Origin of the sequence: Granulibacter bethesdensis, from assembly GCF_001889525.1 — a bacterium.
GTDB classification, from domain to species: domain Bacteria; phylum Pseudomonadota; class Alphaproteobacteria; order Acetobacterales; family Acetobacteraceae; genus Granulibacter; species Granulibacter bethesdensis_C.
In genome coordinates this window covers 364,072-381,373 of sequence record NZ_CP018192.1, presented here as the reverse complement: position 1 = coordinate 381,373, position 17,302 = coordinate 364,072, and the positions used below count along the sequence as shown (strand labels likewise).

13 protein-coding genes are annotated in these 17,302 nt (G+C 59.4%); 5 read left to right on the top strand and 8 right to left on the bottom strand.

Translation table 11 applies throughout. The features are described 5' to 3' along the window. The first annotated feature begins 203 nt into the window (after positions 1-203). Positions 204-1,970 (top strand): hypothetical protein, encoded by a 1,767-nt coding sequence (locus GbCGDNIH6_RS01720; protein ID WP_072562634.1) that lies wholly within the window; start codon positions 204-206, stop codon positions 1,968-1,970. 33 nt (positions 1,971-2,003) lie between these two features. Here GbCGDNIH6_RS01720 and GbCGDNIH6_RS01715 read toward each other — a convergent pair whose 3' ends face one another. The 7 genes from GbCGDNIH6_RS01715 to htpG form a co-directional block, all read right to left on the bottom strand. Further along, positions 2,004-2,741 carry a YoaK family protein gene (locus tag GbCGDNIH6_RS01715; protein ID WP_081369909.1) on the bottom strand — a complete coding sequence of 246 codons (738 nt, stop codon included), beginning with the start codon at positions 2,739-2,741 and terminating at the stop codon, positions 2,004-2,006. Continuing rightward, a complete protein-coding gene (gene gyrB, locus GbCGDNIH6_RS01710) occupies positions 2,734-5,166 on the bottom strand; it encodes a DNA topoisomerase (ATP-hydrolyzing) subunit B (RefSeq protein WP_072562633.1) in 2,433 nt (810 codons plus the stop codon). Before gyrB ends, GbCGDNIH6_RS01715 begins: the two co-directional genes overlap by 8 nt. A 128-nt stretch (positions 5,167-5,294) precedes the next feature. Further along, entirely contained in the window at positions 5,295-6,404 is a 1,110-nt protein-coding gene (gene recF / locus GbCGDNIH6_RS01705) for a DNA replication/repair protein RecF (RefSeq protein ID WP_232449897.1), read from the bottom strand. Positions 6,405-6,471: 67 nt separating this feature from the next. Further along, complete coding sequence (gene dnaN / locus GbCGDNIH6_RS01700) at positions 6,472-7,599, bottom strand: DNA polymerase III subunit beta (protein WP_072562631.1); 1,128 nt, start codon at positions 7,597-7,599, stop codon at positions 6,472-6,474. A 214-nt stretch (positions 7,600-7,813) separates the two neighbouring features. Continuing rightward, positions 7,814-8,197, bottom strand: coding sequence for a MarR family transcriptional regulator (locus GbCGDNIH6_RS01695; RefSeq protein ID WP_011631026.1), 384 nt, complete (start codon positions 8,195-8,197; stop codon positions 7,814-7,816). 203 nt (positions 8,198-8,400) lie between these two features. Continuing rightward, positions 8,401-9,849, bottom strand: a complete 1,449-nt coding sequence (locus tag GbCGDNIH6_RS01690) for a leucyl aminopeptidase family protein (protein WP_198355790.1) — start codon at positions 9,847-9,849, stop codon at positions 8,401-8,403. Then, positions 9,846-11,786 carry a molecular chaperone HtpG gene (gene htpG, locus GbCGDNIH6_RS01685; protein WP_072564239.1) on the bottom strand — a complete coding sequence of 647 codons (1,941 nt, stop codon included), beginning with the start codon at positions 11,784-11,786 and terminating at the stop codon, positions 9,846-9,848. Before htpG ends, GbCGDNIH6_RS01690 begins: the two co-directional genes overlap by 4 nt. A gap of 166 nt (positions 11,787-11,952) precedes the next feature. On the opposite strand from htpG, the gene GbCGDNIH6_RS01680 reads away from it, so the two are divergent. The 4 genes from GbCGDNIH6_RS01680 to GbCGDNIH6_RS12560 all read left to right on the top strand — a co-directional run bounded on the left by GbCGDNIH6_RS01680 (position 11,953) and on the right by GbCGDNIH6_RS12560 (position 15,997). Further along, a complete protein-coding gene (locus GbCGDNIH6_RS01680; RefSeq protein WP_072564240.1) occupies positions 11,953-14,511 on the top strand; it encodes a helicase-related protein in 2,559 nt (852 codons plus the stop codon). A 22-nt stretch (positions 14,512-14,533) separates the two neighbouring features. Beyond that, positions 14,534-14,947 carry an RNA-binding S4 domain-containing protein gene (locus tag GbCGDNIH6_RS01675; protein ID WP_081369908.1) on the top strand — a complete coding sequence of 138 codons (414 nt, stop codon included), beginning with the start codon at positions 14,534-14,536 and terminating at the stop codon, positions 14,945-14,947. A gap of 102 nt (positions 14,948-15,049) precedes the next feature. Then, positions 15,050-15,382, top strand: coding sequence for a ferredoxin FdxA (gene fdxA, locus GbCGDNIH6_RS01670; protein ID WP_025319559.1), 333 nt, complete (start codon positions 15,050-15,052; stop codon positions 15,380-15,382). Positions 15,383-15,709: 327 nt separating this feature from the next. After that, on the top strand, positions 15,710-15,997 hold the full coding sequence (locus GbCGDNIH6_RS12560; RefSeq protein ID WP_198355789.1) for a DUF2165 family protein: 288 nt from the start codon (positions 15,710-15,712) through the stop codon (positions 15,995-15,997). A gap of 109 nt (positions 15,998-16,106) precedes the next feature. Here GbCGDNIH6_RS12560 and GbCGDNIH6_RS01660 read toward each other — a convergent pair whose 3' ends face one another. Next, positions 16,107-17,297: a phosphoglycerate kinase gene (locus GbCGDNIH6_RS01660; protein WP_072562630.1), complete on the bottom strand. Its 1,191-nt coding sequence runs from the start codon at positions 17,295-17,297 to the stop codon at positions 16,107-16,109. Positions 17,298-17,302 lie beyond the last annotated feature (5 nt).

The following is a 17,302-nucleotide window of genomic DNA, read 5'->3' as shown; positions in this document are numbered from 1 at the left end:
TATTTTCATACACTATAAATTTCCATTTTTATACTATAAATTATAGTTTAAAGATTTTTTTCATAAATAAATGAATCTATTCTTTAAATTTCTAAAAATAATTGGTTGTTTTTCAACTATAAGTTTATATATATAATAAAATCATCAACAAAATGATGATTGATCCGTAATATTCCTACCTTTCAAAGAAAGCCTTATTTTTTATGCCCAAAATATCGGCTTTCAATAATCCAAGCCTCCTTTCTCCCCGCTTCAGGTTTAATACTGGCTCTGTCGATAATGGCAGAGCAGAATATTATGCGCGTCCTCCTGCGCTTCCCTATACTGTGAATTCTCAGTGGGACATCATCCAATGGCACTCCGAAAGTTTTCTGAATCCTTCGATCTATACCGCTGGAAACCCACTTTATGCCGACAATGTTCTGGGGACCGCTGATTACACATGGACCAACGAAGCCTCGACAATGGCTTTGTCCGTCTATGGTTCGCCTGGTCAATGGACGTATCGTATTACGACGATAGATGGGCAGGACGGTTCTTCCGCCAATATGGGCGATACATCCCCCGGAGGCCGCAATCTGTTTTTGTCGACCTCGCTTAATGCGGCATCAAACTACACCTTCGACAAACAAATTACTTTTTCTTCTCAACAACGCCTGTCAGAGATTTTCCAGACTGGCCGCGGACAAGGTGCAACCTTTGGACTGAATTCGTTTACGATTGCTTTTAACAGTCAGTCCAACCCGAATTATAATGCTACTCTGCCGACTTTGAACGGTTTTCTGCAGTTTCCACTGGCAGATTCCCGTGGTGCCCCACCTTCATGGGGGCGCCTTTATTTTGCAGGCACCAATTTTGCCTGGAATGCACTTTCCTCTGATGCAGGCGGGGATTATCTGAAATGGGGAGAAGATCAGGGGGCCTTGCATCATATTACAATTGATCTGAATTCCGCTGTCGTAGATCTGGCCAGAAATCTTGCTTTGGAACACTCATCGTATTCATCATCCCTGATGAACATGTCTCTCTGGAATCTTGGTTCATATTTCTACGGCGGTGAGTCCCTTGATGGCTCAGGAGCGACTTTCGACATCGCCGATCCAGTCATTTCCCGTGACACCGACCAGAATTTTGACCCTTCCATGGCAAATTCAAAATTTGTCACCCTCTCCAACAACTATCAGACAGTGTACGATACCGGGCTTGCCAGCACGGCAAAAACCCAGTGGTGGTTTGCATCCCCATCCGGCAACACATCCATTGATATGAATGGTCAGACACTTCATACCAATGTCGTCATCAGCAACAACGATACTGTTTACGCAGGATCGGCGGATGGTTTCATTTTTGCCAATGGTCCCGGCATGAAACTGGTCGGAGGCAGCGGTTATAGCGTGCCGGTTCTGTCCACGGGGAATGACACCGTGACGGGAGGAACCGGTCAGCAGCTTGTGTTTCTGGGATCAGCCGGGACGCTTTCCTATCGCACGGAAGCCTCAACTCTTCAGCCCGCGGGAGACAGCACATATCGCCATTGGGTGATTGGCGATGGTCTTAACCAGGATCAGACTCTGAATTTCGTCGGGGGCGGCGTGAAAAGCGCTATTTTCCTTGGTCACGAGGATGCCAGCCTGCAACTGGGAAGTGCCGGGGATTTTGTCTCGATCGGTTTTGGAGCCACCAGACCGGCTCTCGGTGGGGGTACCGTTTCCATCGTGATGGGCGCAGGAGATGATACCGTCTGGGTCAACAGCCTGGCATCCGGGCCACTGACGATTAACAATTTTGACCCGAATCACGATCGTATTGCGCTGATCGGTCAGCAGGAAGGCATCACCCGTACCTATCCCACAAGCGATACGACAACGCGATATCTTCTCAACAGCGGCAAATATCTCGACATCTATACATCGGACGGAACCAAGCTTGCGTCAGGAGATAATCTGATCCACGCCGTGCTGATGCAGTAGCTTGGAAAAAACCGCTGCTGTCGATCCTGTGTCTTATTTCTCCGGCCGGTTAGGATAATACCGGTGCATGATCATGATCACGACGGCAAGGATCAGAGCCAGCGGCACACAGGTTAGTAACCCGATCTGGGTAAAACTCAGTACACCGAGCACACCACCTAGAAAAAACGAAGTCACCAGACAGAGCAGCAGAACGAGCTTGTAAGGGTTGGAGGTCAGGCTGGGGATCACGCGGCGCCCTGACCGCTCATAGAGCAGTCGACCGATTTCAGTGCCGATATCCGTGACCACCCCGGTAATATGTGTGGTGCGCATCCGCGCGCCAGAGATTGTGGTGATCGTCGCGTTTTGCAGCCCCATCAGGAAGCTGAAACCGATCACGACATCATAACGCCACTCCGGCAGCGCCATGGTCGAACCGATCCCGTATGCTGCAAGCAGGATTGCTTCCAGAATCAGCGGCCAGATATAGACATTCCGATAGCGTCTACGGACAGCTTCATTCACAATCATGGCAGAGCAGGCCGCGCCGGCCACGAACAACGTGAACACCCCTGCCATCAGCAGAAGAATCTCGACCTCACCGGCTGCTGCATGAAAGGCCATGGTCGAGACCACGCCGGACATATGCGACAGAAAGCGGCCGACCGCCAGGAAGCCACAGGCATTCGCCGCCGCCGCGACAGCAGTCAGCGTCAATCCCAATTGAGATTCCGGCTCCGTAACAACGCGTTCCAGTGCTGACAGGATCGCCTTTGCACGGTCATACATCCAGATTAGCCACTTTCAATGCATTACCGACGATGAAATCGCGCCGTGGCTCGACAACGTCGCCCATCAGCGTGCTGAAAATCTGCCCTGCATCTTCGATATCGCCGACCTTCACCTGCAACAGGGTGCGGGTCGCCGGATCGAGCGTGGTGCTCCAGAGCTGCTCGGGATTCATTTCGCCCAGCCCTTTGAAGCGCTGGAAGGAGAGACCCTTGCGCCCATGGGCCAGAATACGCTCCAGAACCGAGGCCGGGCCGGCAAGCTCCAGCCGGGCTGCATCCAGCGCCAGACTCACCGGCTGCGTATAGCGGGCTGCCAGCTGGTCTGTCCGCTCCGCCAGCCAGCGGGCTTCCGCACTCCGCAGAGCAGTGGCTTCCAGCGTATGACGCTCCGCGACACCCCGTACTGTGCGGCGCATGGTCAGCCCCTCACCTTCCGAAGCGACGATCCAACCACGTTCAGACGCGGGAGAAATAGCATTCAGCCGCGCGCTGAGTGTTTGCAGGGTATCCGGCGTAGCATCAGGACGCAGCGCCCCCGCCACCACTGCCTGTTCCAGCAGCGCCAGAGGAATACCACCGGCCAGCCTGCGCATCCGGGCAACAACATCACGCAGATGGTTGACTTCCTCGGCCAGTTCATCACCGGCAAACACCCGTCCATCCGCCAGAGTCAGTTGCGCCTCGTTCAGCGCCTTGGAAAGAAGATACTCTTCCAGAGCACGTTCATCTTTCAGATAGCGCTCATCCTTGCCGCGTGTGGCTTTAAACAGAGGCGGCTGGGCGATGTACAAATGTCCATTGGTGAAAAGCTGCGGCATCTGGCGGAAGAAGAAAGTCAGCAACAGAGTGCGGATATGGCTACCATCCACATCAGCGTCTGTCATGATGACGATGCGATGGTAACGCAGCTTGGCAATATCGAATCCACCCTGCTCAGGCTCTCCACGACCGATACCGGTACCGAGCGCAGTAATCAGCGTACCGATTTCGGCACTCCCAAGCATACGATCGAAACGTGCCCGCTCCACATTAAGGATTTTGCCCTTGAGCGGCAGGATTGCCTGAAATTTACGATCACGGCCCTGCTTGGCAGAGCCACCGGCGCTGTCACCCTCGACGATGAAAATTTCGCATTTAGAAGGATCGCGCTCCTGACAATCGGCAAGCTTGCCAGGCAGCGAAGAAATATCCAGCACCCCCTTGCGCCGGGTCAGTTCACGCGCCCGCCGGGCAGCTTCACGGGCCGAGGCCGCATCCATCGCCTTCTGGATGATGGAGCGGGTTTCCTTGGGATGCGTTTCAAACCAGTGCCCGATCGCATCGGCGACGGCCGCATGAACCACCGGCTGCACTTCAGAGCTGACAAGCTTTTCCTTGGTCTGCGAAGAAAATTTCGGGTCCGGAACCTTGACCGACAAAACGGCGGTCATGCCTTCGCGCATATCCTCGCCGACCAGAGCCAGCTGCTCTTTCTTACCCAGCCCTTCAGCATATTTGGAAACAACGCGGGTCAGCGCCTGACGGAAACCGGCCAGATGCGTGCCACCATCACGCTGGGGAATATTGTTGGTGAAACACAGCATGGTCTCATGGAAACTGTCGTTCCAGACCAGCGAAAACTCAACCTTGATGTCTCCCTGGTCGGCACTGGCGGAGCCACCCGCACTGATCGGCGGATCAAACAGCGCCACCTTGCCGCGATCAAGCCATTCAACGAAAGCGGTCAGCCCACCTTCATAGCAGAACACGCTTTCCTGAGCCGGAACATGACGTTCGTCACGCAGTACGATCTTCAGGCCAGAATTCAGAAATGCCAGCTCCCGCAAGCGACGTTCCAAAGTGGCAAATTCAAATTCGACCCTGGTAAAAGTCAGGTTGCTCGGCTTGAACGTGACCTGCGTGCCGGAACCACGTGGTGAAGGGCCGATCTCGACCAACGGAGCCTCCGCATCGCCATGACGGAAGCGGATGAAATGTTCACGCCCCTCTCTCCAGATGCGCACTTCCATCCATTCGGACAGAGCGTTGACCACGGCCGCTCCCACGCCATGCAGACCGCCGGAGACCTTGTAGGAATTCTGGTTGAACTTACCGCCCGCATGCAGGCGGGTCAGCACGACCTCCGCCGCGGAAATGCCTTCCTCGGCGTGAATGTCCGTAGGGATACCGCGCCCATCATCGGTTACAGTCACGCTGCCATCCCCATTCAGGGTCAGAGTGACTTCGCTCGCGAACCCGGCCTGAGCCTCATCCACTGCATTATCGATAATTTCAAACGCCATGTGATGCAGGCCGGAGCCATCATCAGTGTCGCCGATATACATGCCCGGGCGCTTTCTGACTGCATCAAGCCCCCGGAGTACGGAAATCGAAGACGCATCATAAGCATCAGAATCAGGCGGCAGCGGCGTAGGATCGGACATGCCGGCAAAAAGCTCCAGGACAGCGCGGGAATCACCTATTTATACTCGACTATCCCCCCGAGGGACAGCCCTAACCGAGGCTTGCCCCATCAAGCTGCCCCATCGGGCTGAAAAGAGGAGTCTATCCTCTAGGATACCGGGTGCAGGCATCCTTCCAGACAGGTCACACAGGATAAATTCGCATCGAACGCATCGCGGTCTGTCGCTGTCAGAAAACCTTGTCCACCCAGCCCCCTCAATGCCGTCAGCAAAAGCTTCCGGCGTTCGGCATCCAGATGGGTCATAGGCTCATCCAGCAGCATCACAGGCGGCCGCCCTCTCACCGCCCGCAACAGGACGGCATGACCCAAAGTCACCCCGATCAGCAGGGCTTTCTGCTGCCCGGTACTGGCAATCGACGCCGAGCGGCCGGTTGCCGCATCCTTCATCAGCAGATCACTGCGATGGGCACCTATTCCCTGCGTGCCACTCTTTCCATCAGTCTCGCGGCTGTCACGCAAGGCGGCACGCAGCCAGTCCTCAACCTCGACCGCCGGATGGCGGGAAAGACGGGTGGCAATGGCGCAGTTCAGATCCAGCCTTGCAGACGGAAAACCTCCTGCGCCTCCCTGAGCCAGAACATCATTCAACCGTGTGACATAAGCAAGGCGTGAAGCCGTCACCGCCGTCGCATGACGGGCAATGGAATCCTCAACCGCTGCCAGCCAGGCCGGATCGGCCCACATAGCCAGCAGCCGCGCCCGTTCCGTGAGACTCGCCGCCTGAGCCGCGACTTCCCGTGCATGCGCCGGTTCCAGCCCATAAACCAGACGATCGAGAAAGCGCCGACGTCCGGCAGGGCCCTCCTGAAACAGCCGATCCATCTGCGGGGTCAGCCAGACTGTGGTGATATGTTCGCCCAGTTCGGCCTGACCACGCATGACATCGCCATCAATCCGCACCTGACGACGCTCATTGCCGGGGAGGACGCCGGTTGCCAGTTCTACCGGCCCTGTCGGGGACAGAATCCGGGCATGCACTGCCCAACTGCCATCTCCCCCCTCCCCCTGCCTTGCAAGCTGGTCCGTGCGGGCATTGCGCAGCCCGCGACCGGGGGAAAGCAGGGAAATCGCCTCCAGCAAATTGGTCTTGCCGCTGCCATTAGGGCCGACAACCCCCACCAGCCCCGGCGGCGGAGACCATGCCAGCGATGCATAATTTCGGAAGCTGGTCAGTGTCAGCGTCAGGATATGGGGCAAAGGCCCCTCCACGCTGGAGAAAGCCGCCGCTGCAGCTGCGGGAAGAGAGATAGCCAGCGGTGACCCCTCAGACGCGCATCGGCATCAGCACATAAAGCGCACTGGAATCCGCCGCATCCTGCACCACGGTCGGAGCTGAGCCATCGGCAAAGCGGAACTCAACTTCCTCGGCGATCTGATCGGTAATGTCGTTCAGATAACGCGCCTGGAAACCAATCTCCAGCGCCCCGGCTTCATACTGGATGCGGTCACCATCCAGTTCCTCCGTCGCGGTTCCCTGATCCGGGCTGGAGGCAGACAATACCAGCAGATTGCGGTCGAGCGCCATTTTCACTGGACGGGAGCGCTCGGAAGAAATAGCCGCGACACGGGCCACAGCAGCGGAGAAATCATTTTTCCCCACCCGCAGAATCTTGTCGTTATCTTTGGGGATCACACGCTCATATTCCGGGAACGTACCGTCGATCAGTTTGCTGGTCAGGGTGACTGGTCCCGCCACAAACTGAATACGGGTATCGGAAAGGGCGACATCGACCGTATCCGTTACTTCATCCAGAAGCTTGCGCAATTCCGCGACCGTTTTACGTGGCACTATCACTCCCGGCATACCGAGCGCGCCTTCCGGCAAAGGCTCCTCGACGCGCGCCAGACGATGGCCATCCGTCGCAACGGCACGAAGGGCGGCTCCATCCGGGCCACCCTGGGCCGCATGAAAATAAATACCGTTCAGATAATAACGGGTTTCTTCAGTGCTGATGGCAAAGCGTGTGCGGTCTATCAACCCCCTCAGCACATTGCCTGCCAGCTTGAATTGATGCGGCAGTGCACCCGTGGTCATGCTGGGGAAATCATCGGTCGGCAACACCACCAACTTTGTGGCATAGCGGCCGGATTTCAGCATCAATTGCTGATCACCGGCTTGATGATCGAGCTCCACATCCGCCCCGTCAGGCAGCTTGCGGACAATTTCGTAGAGCGTACCAGCCGGAGCCGTTACAGCACCATCACGAAAGCCCTCTGCGGGAACATCCTCGACAATGGCAATTTCCATATCGGTTGCGGTGAACCGAAGGGAACCGTCTTTCACCTCAAGAAGCACATTGGCCAGAATCGGAATGGTGTTCCGCTTCTCGACCACGCTTTGAACATGCGCCAGCGCCTTAAGGAGCACAGCGCGTTCGGCCTTGAACTTCATTGCTTCAATCCTGCCAGCGCCCACAGCACCATGCATGAGCGCCCGGCTGCGGGGGCGACGAGACTAGCAACGCTTTTCCCGATGGAAAAGGCCGCCTTGCCCAGATCGCCTATATCAGTCCGCTTTCATGTCTTTATGAGCGGGCAGACACCCGCCCCGCATACCATCGGGTCAGAATTGATGGCAGCGGTCGGAAACAGGTAGCGGGCAGAAATCAGCCATTCGCAACGCGTCGTCCTTCGTTGCTGCCGCGACGCTGCGGGGCAGCTGCCTCGGCCATAATCGAACGCAGATCGCGCAGGAAAGCGTTGCCTTTCATGGTTCGCTGCACCAGCACACTGCGGCGATCCATCGGGTCCACTTTGCGACGGGCCAAATCCAACTCACCCAGCCGATCGAGCGCACGGGTAATGGCGGGCTTGGAAACATTCAGTTCCTGCGCCAGTCCACGCACCGTATGAGCGCCATCCTGCATGTAGCATGTCAGAAAAACGCCAAGCTGCCGGGCGGAGAGATCGGGACCGTCACGACGCACCATTGCAACAACCGTGTCGCGCAGAATGCCGACCATTTGATCCGTATTGCTAACACTAGCCATAATAATGATCCTTTCCCTGCTTGTAACGCGACAATCGCAGAAATCGTTTCAACAGCCGAGTTACAAAATGTTTTATCCAGCAACCGCCATATATTATCTGATTATATGGCAGCCGACCCTACATCTGCGATGCAGCATGGTCTGTGCTAAAAGGAAAATACTATCAAATTGACGATCGCGTTCTTAAAACTTCTCGTAATGAATTATTTGTAATAATAAGACAATGAACCTACAAAGCCGCGCAATATCTGGCCTTCACCACCACGCGGACGACCCGGCCTATTCTCATCGTTCCATGCATAGAGGTCATAATGCACCCATGCAGTCTCAGGCGGAACGAAACGGCGCAGAAACAGGGCTGCAATAATCGCGCCGGCAAACGGACGGCTGGACACGCTATTCAGATCTGCCACATCGCTGGACAGCCATGAATCATACCCGTCCCATAGAGGCAGCCGGCAGACCGGATCGGAGACGTTACCGCCCGCCCGTTCCAGTCGCTCCGCCCAGAGCGGATCGTTGGAAAACAGCACTGGCAGATCAGGACCGGCTGCGACACGAGCCGCCCCGGTCAGGGTGGCGGCATCCACCAACAGGGAAGGCGATTCTTCAGCAGCTTCTGCCAGAAGATCACACAGGACCAAACGGCCTTCAGCATCCGTATTGCCGACCTCGACCGTCAGTCCGCTGCGCGTGCGCAAAACATCGGATGGGCGCATAGCGCGACCGGAGACGCTATTTTCAACGCATCCGATCCGCAGCACCAGCCGGATCGGCAGATTGCGCTGCATGATCAGCCGCGCCGCCGCCAACATCACCGCAGCACCGCCCATATCTTTCTTCATCCGCAGCATGGCGGCGGAGGGCTTCAGATCATACCCGCCCGTGTCGAATACCACCCCCTTGCCGCACAGCGCGATCAGCGGAGAAGTCTCATCCGCACGGCTACCCTGCCAACGCAGAATGGCCACAGCGGGAGGCCGGTCTGATCCTGCCCCCACTGCGGCAATGGCCGGATAGGCTGTCTCCAGCGCCGGACCGGTCACGATTTCCACTGCCGCGCCTGCCTCATGGCCAATCCGGCGCACGGCTTCCGCCAGCTCCTGCGGTCCCAGCCGGTTAGGAGGCGTGTTGATGAGATCACGCGCCAGCCACACGGCACGGGCTTCTTCCAGCGCCCCTGCACTTTCCGCCGGCACAACCAGACGGGCCGGCACCGGAGCAGCCTGTCGCCCCTTGAACAGGTCGAACCGATAAGCGCCCAGCGCGAAACCAAGCGCCGCCTGATCGGGGGCATAATCCCCCGGCTCCAGATGCCACACCGTATCGGCAGGCAGGCGACTGGACAAATCACCAAAACTCCACGGATCACGGCTGGCGCCAAGACCCAGCACCGCGCCGCCCGGACCAGTTCCATCCGCTGCCGGATACAGCAGAAGCTGCCCCTCTTTCGCCGTCAGCCCGGCCCCCCGCAGGAACCCGGCAGCATGCGCCCCGTCTCCGGCGAGAAAAGCCTCCAGACCCTTCGGCCGCAACGGAAAGATGGGGAGAGAACGACTCTCCCCCTCCACGAAACACTCCAGAGGCCGCCCCCAGACAATTTCATGCGGGGAAGCAACCACCCGTGAGCGGCACTCCGGAGCGCCGCTCACGCGGAGGCCTTTTCCGCAGCCTGATGACCGGGCAGACCCTGCTCGATCCAGCTCATGACCCGCCCTGCAAAGGCGGTCGGGTCGGCCGGGGCCTCGCCTTCCTGAATCCGCGCGAGATCGAGCAGGGTTTCCGCGACACTTTCCATACCGCGTGCCTCGCCCTCACCCTGCGCGGCAGCGCTGGCGAGAGAGGCGATCAGCTTGTGGCGCGGGTTGATTTCCAGCACCGGCGGAGCGGGCGGCAAGCCACGTCCGGCACGCGCCAGCAGACGCTGCATCTGAAGGTCAGGCCCCACGCCCGCAGAGGAAAGAATAACAGCACTGGAGACCAGACGGGTGCTGGCACGCACCTCCGACACGCGCTCGCCCAACGCGGCTTTCAGGGCGGAGGTCAGCGCCGACACATCCGGCACGTCGCCTTCCGGTGCCGCCAGATCCTCCGCCGAGCGCGCCACCGAACGGATCGGCTTATCCGCGAACGACCCGGCACGCTCCGGCCAGAATGCGTCGATCGGGTCTTCCAGCAGCAGCACTTCGTAGCCCTGCGCCCGGAAGCCTTCGAGCTGGGGTGAGTTGCGCAGCGTCTCCACCCGGTCTCCGGCGAGGTAGTAGATCGCCTTCTGCCCTTCCTTCATACGCGAGACATAAGCATCCAGCGAGGTCAGGCCGCCATCCTGATCCGCCGGAATGGCAGAGGATGCGAAACGCAGCAAAGGCAGCAGATCCTTGCGATGCTCGGAATCGTCCCACACGCCTTCCTTCAGCACACGGCCGAAATTCTGCCAGAAGGTCCGGTAGCTTTCCTCGTCCTTGGCACGGGTTTTCAGCTCTGTCAGCACACGATTCGTCACCGCCTTGCGGATACGCGCCAGCACCGGGGTGGCCTGCAACATCTCGCGGCTGACATTCAGCGGCAGATCATCCGTATCGACCACACCATGCACGAAACGCAGCCAGGCAGGCAGGATCTCGGCACGATCGGTGATGAACATCCGCTTCACATGCAGGCGGACGCGGCTTTCACGTTCCTCATCCATCGGCGTAAAGCCGGGACTGCCGGGGATGAACAGCAGGGCGGAGAAATCAATCGCCCCTTCTGCCCGCCAGTGCAGGGTCGCCCACGGCTGATCGAAAAAGCTGCCGACATGACGGTAGAAGGCTTCATAGTCCTCCTCCGTCACCTCCGACTTGCTCTTGCGCCACAGCGCGGCCCCATCATTGGCGGCCCTGTCCTCGCCATCTTCCTGTGCCACCAGTACCGGAACGGCGATAAAATCGGCCCATTTGCGGATAATGTTTTCAAGACGCCAGGAATCGAGGAATTCGTCAGCATCAGCCTTGATATGCATCACGATGGTCGTGCCTGCTGCATCCCGGCTGCCCGGCGCGATGGCGAACGTGCCGTTTCCCTCAGACGACCATGTCCAGGCATCCTCCGTCCCGGCGCGGCGAGATGTCACCTCCACCCGGTCGGCCACCATGAAAGCAGCATAGAAACCGACACCGAACTGGCCGATCGTGGTGGGCTTTTCAGCTCCTTCCTTTTGCTCCTCGCGGGCTTTCAGGGCCTCACCAAAGGCGCGGGTGCCTGATTTGGCGATGGTGCCGAGATGGGTGATCAGATCATCTCGCGTCATGCCGATACCACCATCGGCAATGGTCAGGGTGCGGGCAGCCTTGTCGGCGGAAAGACGGATCTTCGCCTCATCCGCGCCAGCCAGTAGGGTGGTGTCGGACAAAGCCTCGAATCTGCGGCGCTCAATGGCGTCGGCAGCGTTGGCAACCAGTTCGCGCAGGAAAATCTCGCGCTCGGTGTACAGGGAATGAATGACGAGGTGCAGCAGCCGGTCCACTTCGGCCCCAAAACGATGCTGCTCCGAACCGCTGGTCCCGGTTTCTCCGGCGGTAGCCTGTCCGGTTGTTGTCTGGTCGCTCATGATCTGAGTACGCTCCATCGTTAGAAATGCTCAAACACGGCGGGAACAGGAACCGGCCCCTGACGGCGGACGGACCTCCTCTTGCATTCCCTTCCGTTTCAGTCATGGAGATGGCGCACATGATGCCCGCTTGCAATCCGTCTCCCTGCACACAGACTATATATCCATGACGCAGTTACTCCCCCGGGTGAAGGCCGTGCTCGGCCCCACCAATACCGGGAAGACGCATTTGGCGATGGACAGGATGCTGGCGCATGCAAGCGGCATCATCGGTTTTCCCCTGCGTCTGCTCGCCCGCGAGAATTACGACCGTATGGTGGCCTCCAAAGGCGCCGATCGCGTCGCCCTGATAACAGGGGAAGAAAAAATCATTCCGCCCGGAGCACGGTGGTTTGCCTGCACCGTAGAGGCCATGCCACTGGACCGGGCGGTCGAATGGATCGGGGTGGATGAAATTCAGCTCTGCGCCGACCCGGATCGCGGGCATGTCTTTACCGACCGGCTGCTGCATGCGCGCGGGATGGTCGAGACCATGTTTCTGGGTGCGGAGACAATCCGGCCGCTGCTGAAAAGCCTGGTGCCGCAGGCCGAGATCGAGACCCGTCCCCGCCTGTCCGAACTGCGTCATGCAGGGGCAGCCAAGCTCGGCCGCCTGCCGCCCCGCAGTGCAATCGTCGCGTTCAGCGCTGGCGACGTCTATGCCATCGCCGAGCTGATCCGCCGCCGTAAAGGCGGCTGCGCCGTGGTGATGGGACGCCTCTCCCCCCGCACCCGAAATGCTCAGGTGGCGCTGTATCAGGATAAAGAGGTCGATTTTCTGGTCGCCACCGACGCGATCGGCATGGGGCTGAACATGGATGTCGACCATGTCGCCTTTGCCCGCCTGTCGAAATTCGACGGCCACCGCGCCCGTCGTCTGGCCGCGCCGGAGATCGCCCAGATTGCCGGGCGCGCCGGTCGCGGTATGCGGGACGGCACCTTCGGCACCACCGCCGACTGTCCACCGCTGCCGGAAGAACTGGTCGAAGCGGTGGAGACCCATCGTTTCGAGGCGATCGGCCAATTGGCCTGGCGCAATGCCGATCTCGATTTCAGTGATGGCGATGCCCTGCTGGCCAGCCTCAATGCGCCGCCACCCCGCACCGGGCTGGTGCGCGGGCATGATGCCAGCGATGTCGAAACCCTCGATGCGCTGTTACGGGATCAGGAGATCCGCACACTGGTCTGCGGCCACAGCACCAGACGCAGCCGGGTGAGGCTGCTATGGGAGACCTGCCAGATCCCCGATTTCCGCAAATTGGCAGACGACACCCATACCAAGCTCTGCGGCCGGGTCTTTTTGCAGGTCTTGCAGCGCCGAACCCTGCAAGCTGACTGGCTGGCCAGTCAGATCGACCATCTGGCCCGCGCCGATGGGGATATCGACACGCTGATGCAGCGCCTGTCCGGCATCCGGGTCTGGAGCTATATCGCCGCGCATCAGGACTGGGTCAATGATGCTCCGTTCTGGCAGGGCCGGACCAGAGAGGTGGAAGACCTGCTCTCCGACGCGTTGCATGAAAAACTCACCGCCCGCTTCGTGGATCGCCGCGCCACACATTTGCTGCGACGGCTGGAAGATCAGAATGACACCCCGCTGCTCTCTGCCGTCACGCAGGCGGGACAGGTAATCGTGGAGGGCCACGCGGTCGGTCACATCACGGGCTTCGGGTTTGAACCGGAAGCCGGTATCGCCGGAGAAGAAAGAAAACTGGTCATGCGCGCCGCAAGGCGGGCCCTGCGCGAATCCATGCCGCGGCGGGTCATCAGTCTGGAAGCCACACCGGATCAGGCCCTGTCCATCTCCGACCGGCTGGAGATTCTGTGGGAAGGCCACCCGATCGCACGGTTGCGGCCCGGCCCTGGCTTTCTGAACCCCATGATCGCGGTGGCGGACAGCGAGTTTCTCGACGGCAGCCTGCGTGAACGTATCCGGCTGCGGCTGCAAGCCTGGTTGGACAAAACAATTGCCACCACCATGGCACCGCTGTTTCAGGCGCAGGAAGCCGCCCGGCCCCATGCGATGCTGCGCGGACATCTGCACCGTCTGATGGAAAACGGTGGTCTGGTGCCCGGCGCGACCGAGGATGCCATTCCCCCGGCGGAACGCAGCGCCCTGAAACAGATCGGGGTCCGGGCCGGACGATTCGGCCTGAGCATTCCCGCTTTACGCCACGCTGCCTGCGTCATGGTACGCGCCAGATTACTGAGCATTGCCCGTGGGCTGAATGCCGTTCCCTCCCTGCCCCATCCGGCGCTGGTATCGATGCCGCTGGCCGAGGCCAGCCGCCTTGGATGGCCACCCGATTTTGCGGAAGCGATGGGATGGGTCCGGACAGGCCCGGTCTATCTGCGGCTGGACATTGCCGAACGCATCGCCGCCGAGCTTAAGTTCGCCGCAAGACGCGGCCCAGTGCCTCTGCCTGCCGGCCTGGCCGGACGCCTGTCCGTTCCAACCGCCATCCTGCCAATGGTTCTGAAAGCGCTGGGCCTGCGAATTGCCAGCAAAGGACTGGAACCGTCCTTCTATGGACCACCCTCCCCGCCTATGCTGGCGCCGCTGCCACGGCGGGATTCAAACCGGGAGACCAGTCGCGAGACCAGCCGACGACCGCCGCCCCCAAAAAGGCCAACACCGGTTGCGCCGGACCATCCTTTCTCCGCGCTGGCCGCCCTGCGGCGCTAGCTTTCATACGATCACAGGACCGATGAGCGGCAAGCCTGCCTTCCCCGAGATCTCCGCACACAATTCCGGTAGCTCCCAGAATTGGCAGCGACTGGATAGCTGGTTGTGGTGCGCGCGCTTTCTGAAAAGCCGTTCCCTGTGCGCAAGGTTGATCGAGCACGGCTTGATCCGGCTGAACGGACAGGCCACCAACAAGCCGCACGCCAGACTCCGCATCGGTGATGTGCTGGTCATCCCGCTCGGCGATCAGCCGGAGCGGCAGACTGTGCGGGTGCTGCGGGTGCTTTCACTGGCGACCCGCCGGGGGCCACCCAGCGAGGCACGCAGGCTGTATGAGGATATTCCGGGCGGGGGCAACACGGCTGCCTCCCCGCCTTCCTTGCCGGCCATGCCGACAGCGGAAAGCGGCATCCCGCCCGAAACGGACGAAAACTGAGCGGCAATCCTTGCATCGGGGTGGAAAGCCCGGCATATGCCCGCCACATATTCAGCGCGGCATCAGAAGACGATGCCGCTTTGGGCGATCGGGAGTGACTTTATGGCCTACGTGGTCACCGAGAACTGCATCCGCTGCAAATTCATGGACTGCGTGGAAGTCTGTCCCGTGGACTGCTTCTATGTCGGTGAAAACATGCTCGTCATCCATCCGGATGAGTGCATCGACTGCGGCGTGTGCGAGCCGGAATGCCCGGCGGAAGCGATTTTCCCCGACAGCGACGACCGCGCCACCGCCTGGGCGGAAAAAAACCGTACCTATGCCAGCGTCTGGCCGAACATCACCCGCAAGGGCGAGCCTCCGGCGGATGCCGAGGAATGGAAGGACAAGCCGGGCAAAGCCGAACTGTTCTCCACCGAGCCGGGTGAGGCGTAAGAATTCGCCCTCCATCTTCCAGGATCGATAACAAAAAGACCTGAGCGATCAGGTCTTTTGCGTTTGATCCCTGAAGACTGACATGACATGCGTCAAGAGCGGTCTGGGCGTGATGCAATGACCATATGTCTGTGCAAAATCGCAGTGCTGGCATCGACGCATTATGGATCACGCTGGCCGCCTTCGATAATCTGACTGACAGCGGCACTAACTGGCATTCGTGCAGCACGTGCTGATGATGGATACGATTTTTCCGGATGCACACAGTTCCATTATCGCGCCATTCAATCGCTGCTACTGTAACACGCAGCCTATGCTCTGATCATTATGGTGGAGGTGCTGGCTGCCACGCTATGCTGGCTGGGTATAGGGCGCTTATGGCAAGCACGTCACGCGACGGCAGCTGCTTTTCACAACGCCAAACACCTTGCCGTGCTCGGGCTGAGTGGTGGCGTCTTGCTCTGGCTGGGCGGCTTTATAGTGATTGGCGGCGAGTGGTTCGGCATGTGGATGTCCAGCCAATGGAACGGCATTGCCAGTGCGTTCCGTTTCACCGCTCTATTGCTGGCAATGCTGCTTTGGCTGGGGCAACGCGAAGATGCGCTCGACCCCTGATATCATCAGCCTGCTGCAACGGAAAAATCCTGAAATTCGGCCTCACTAGCCCAGAAATGCTTCGTTCTCCTGCCTGTCCCGATTGGAACAGGCAGGAGAGCGGCATTTATCAGGCGCGCAACACCGCGACACCCGGCAGTTCCTTGCCTTCCATCCACTCCAGGAAGGCACCTCCCGCGGCAGAAACATAGGTCAGACGCTCAACCACACTGGCATGTTTCAGCGCCGCGACAGTGTCACCACCACCCGCCACACTGACCAGCCCAGCCGTTTCCGTCAGCCCTGCAACGGACTGGGCCAAAGCAACGGTCGCCTTGTCGAACGGGCTGATCTCAAACGCGCCAAGCGGGCCATTCCAGACCAGTGTTTTGACACCGCACAGGCGTTCCGTCAGAAGACGCACCGTTTCCGGCCCCACATCCAGCATCATCGCATCATCCGGAATTTCGTTGATGCTGACGGTGCGGGTCGGCGGATCGGCCCGGAACTCGGTAGCCGTCACCGCATCGACCGGCAGCAAAATCTCGCAACCGGCCTTTTTCGCCGTCTCCAGAATGGCGCGTGCGGTATCATGCATCTCCGCTTCCTGAAGCGACTTGCCAACCTTGATGCCCTGCGCAGCCAGGAAGGTGTTGGCCATCGCCCCGCCGATCACCAGCACATCCACCTTGGTGGACAGATTGCCCAGCAGATCGAGCTTGGTGGATACTTTCGCCCCACCTACAATCGCCGCCACCGGGCGGCTGGGCGAGCCGAGCGCCAGTTCCAGCGCCTCGACCTCCCGCTGCATCAGCCGCCCCGCATAGGCGGGCAGATGCGCGGTCACGCCATGCGTGCTGGCATGGGCACGATGCGCGGCAGAGAACGCATCGTTGACATACACTTCGGCCAGAGAGGCCAGCAGACGGGAAAATTCAGGATCGTTCTTTTCTTCCGCAGCGTGGAACCGGGTGTTTTCCAGCACCAGAACGTCACCATCTTTCATCCCGGCCACAGCTTCTTCCACCGCGCCGCCAATGCAGTCATCCACGAAAGCGACCGGTTGACCCAGTGCCTCACCCAGCGCCTCGGCGATCGGACGCAGGGACATTTCCTGCACCCGCTTCCCCTTCGGACGGTCAAAATGGCTCATGACGATGACACGGGCGCCGCCTTCAGCCAGTTCCCGCACCGTCGGGGCCTGACGCTCGATGCGTGTGAGATCACTCACCCGCCCGTTACGCATCGGCACGTTCAAATCAAGCCGGACCAGCACCCGGCGTCCACGGACATCAAGCCCGTCCAATGTGCGAAACGACATATTGT

Bases quoted from the DNA above. Each gene is read 5' to 3' on its own strand.
- GbCGDNIH6_RS01720 (WP_072562634.1), top strand. From the start codon at position 204: ATGCCCAAAATATCGGCTTTCAATAATCCAAGCCTCCTTTCTCCCCGC.
- GbCGDNIH6_RS01675 (WP_081369908.1), top strand. From the start codon at position 14,534: ATGAGCGGCAAGCCTGCCTTCCCCGAGATCTCCGCACACAATTCCGGT.
- fdxA (WP_025319559.1), top strand. From the start codon at position 15,050: ATGGCCTACGTGGTCACCGAGAACTGCATCCGCTGCAAATTCATGGAC.
- GbCGDNIH6_RS12560 (WP_198355789.1), top strand. From the start codon at position 15,710: ATGGTGGAGGTGCTGGCTGCCACGCTATGCTGGCTGGGTATAGGGCGC.
- gyrB (WP_072562633.1), bottom strand. From the start codon at position 5,166: ATGTCCGATCCTACGCCGCTGCCGCCTGATTCTGATGCTTATGATGCG.
- dnaN (WP_072562631.1), bottom strand. From the start codon at position 7,599: ATGAAGTTCAAGGCCGAACGCGCTGTGCTCCTTAAGGCGCTGGCGCAT.
- GbCGDNIH6_RS01660 (WP_072562630.1), bottom strand. From the start codon at position 17,297: ATGTCGTTTCGCACATTGGACGGGCTTGATGTCCGTGGACGCCGGGTG.
- htpG (WP_072564239.1), bottom strand. From the start codon at position 11,786: ATGAGCGACCAGACAACAACCGGACAGGCTACCGCCGGAGAAACCGGG.
- GbCGDNIH6_RS01695 (WP_011631026.1), bottom strand. From the start codon at position 8,197: ATGGCTAGTGTTAGCAATACGGATCAAATGGTCGGCATTCTGCGCGAC.
- GbCGDNIH6_RS01715 (WP_081369909.1), bottom strand. From the start codon at position 2,741: ATGTATGACCGTGCAAAGGCGATCCTGTCAGCACTGGAACGCGTTGTT.
- GbCGDNIH6_RS01680 (WP_072564240.1), top strand. From the start codon at position 11,953: ATGACGCAGTTACTCCCCCGGGTGAAGGCCGTGCTCGGCCCCACCAAT.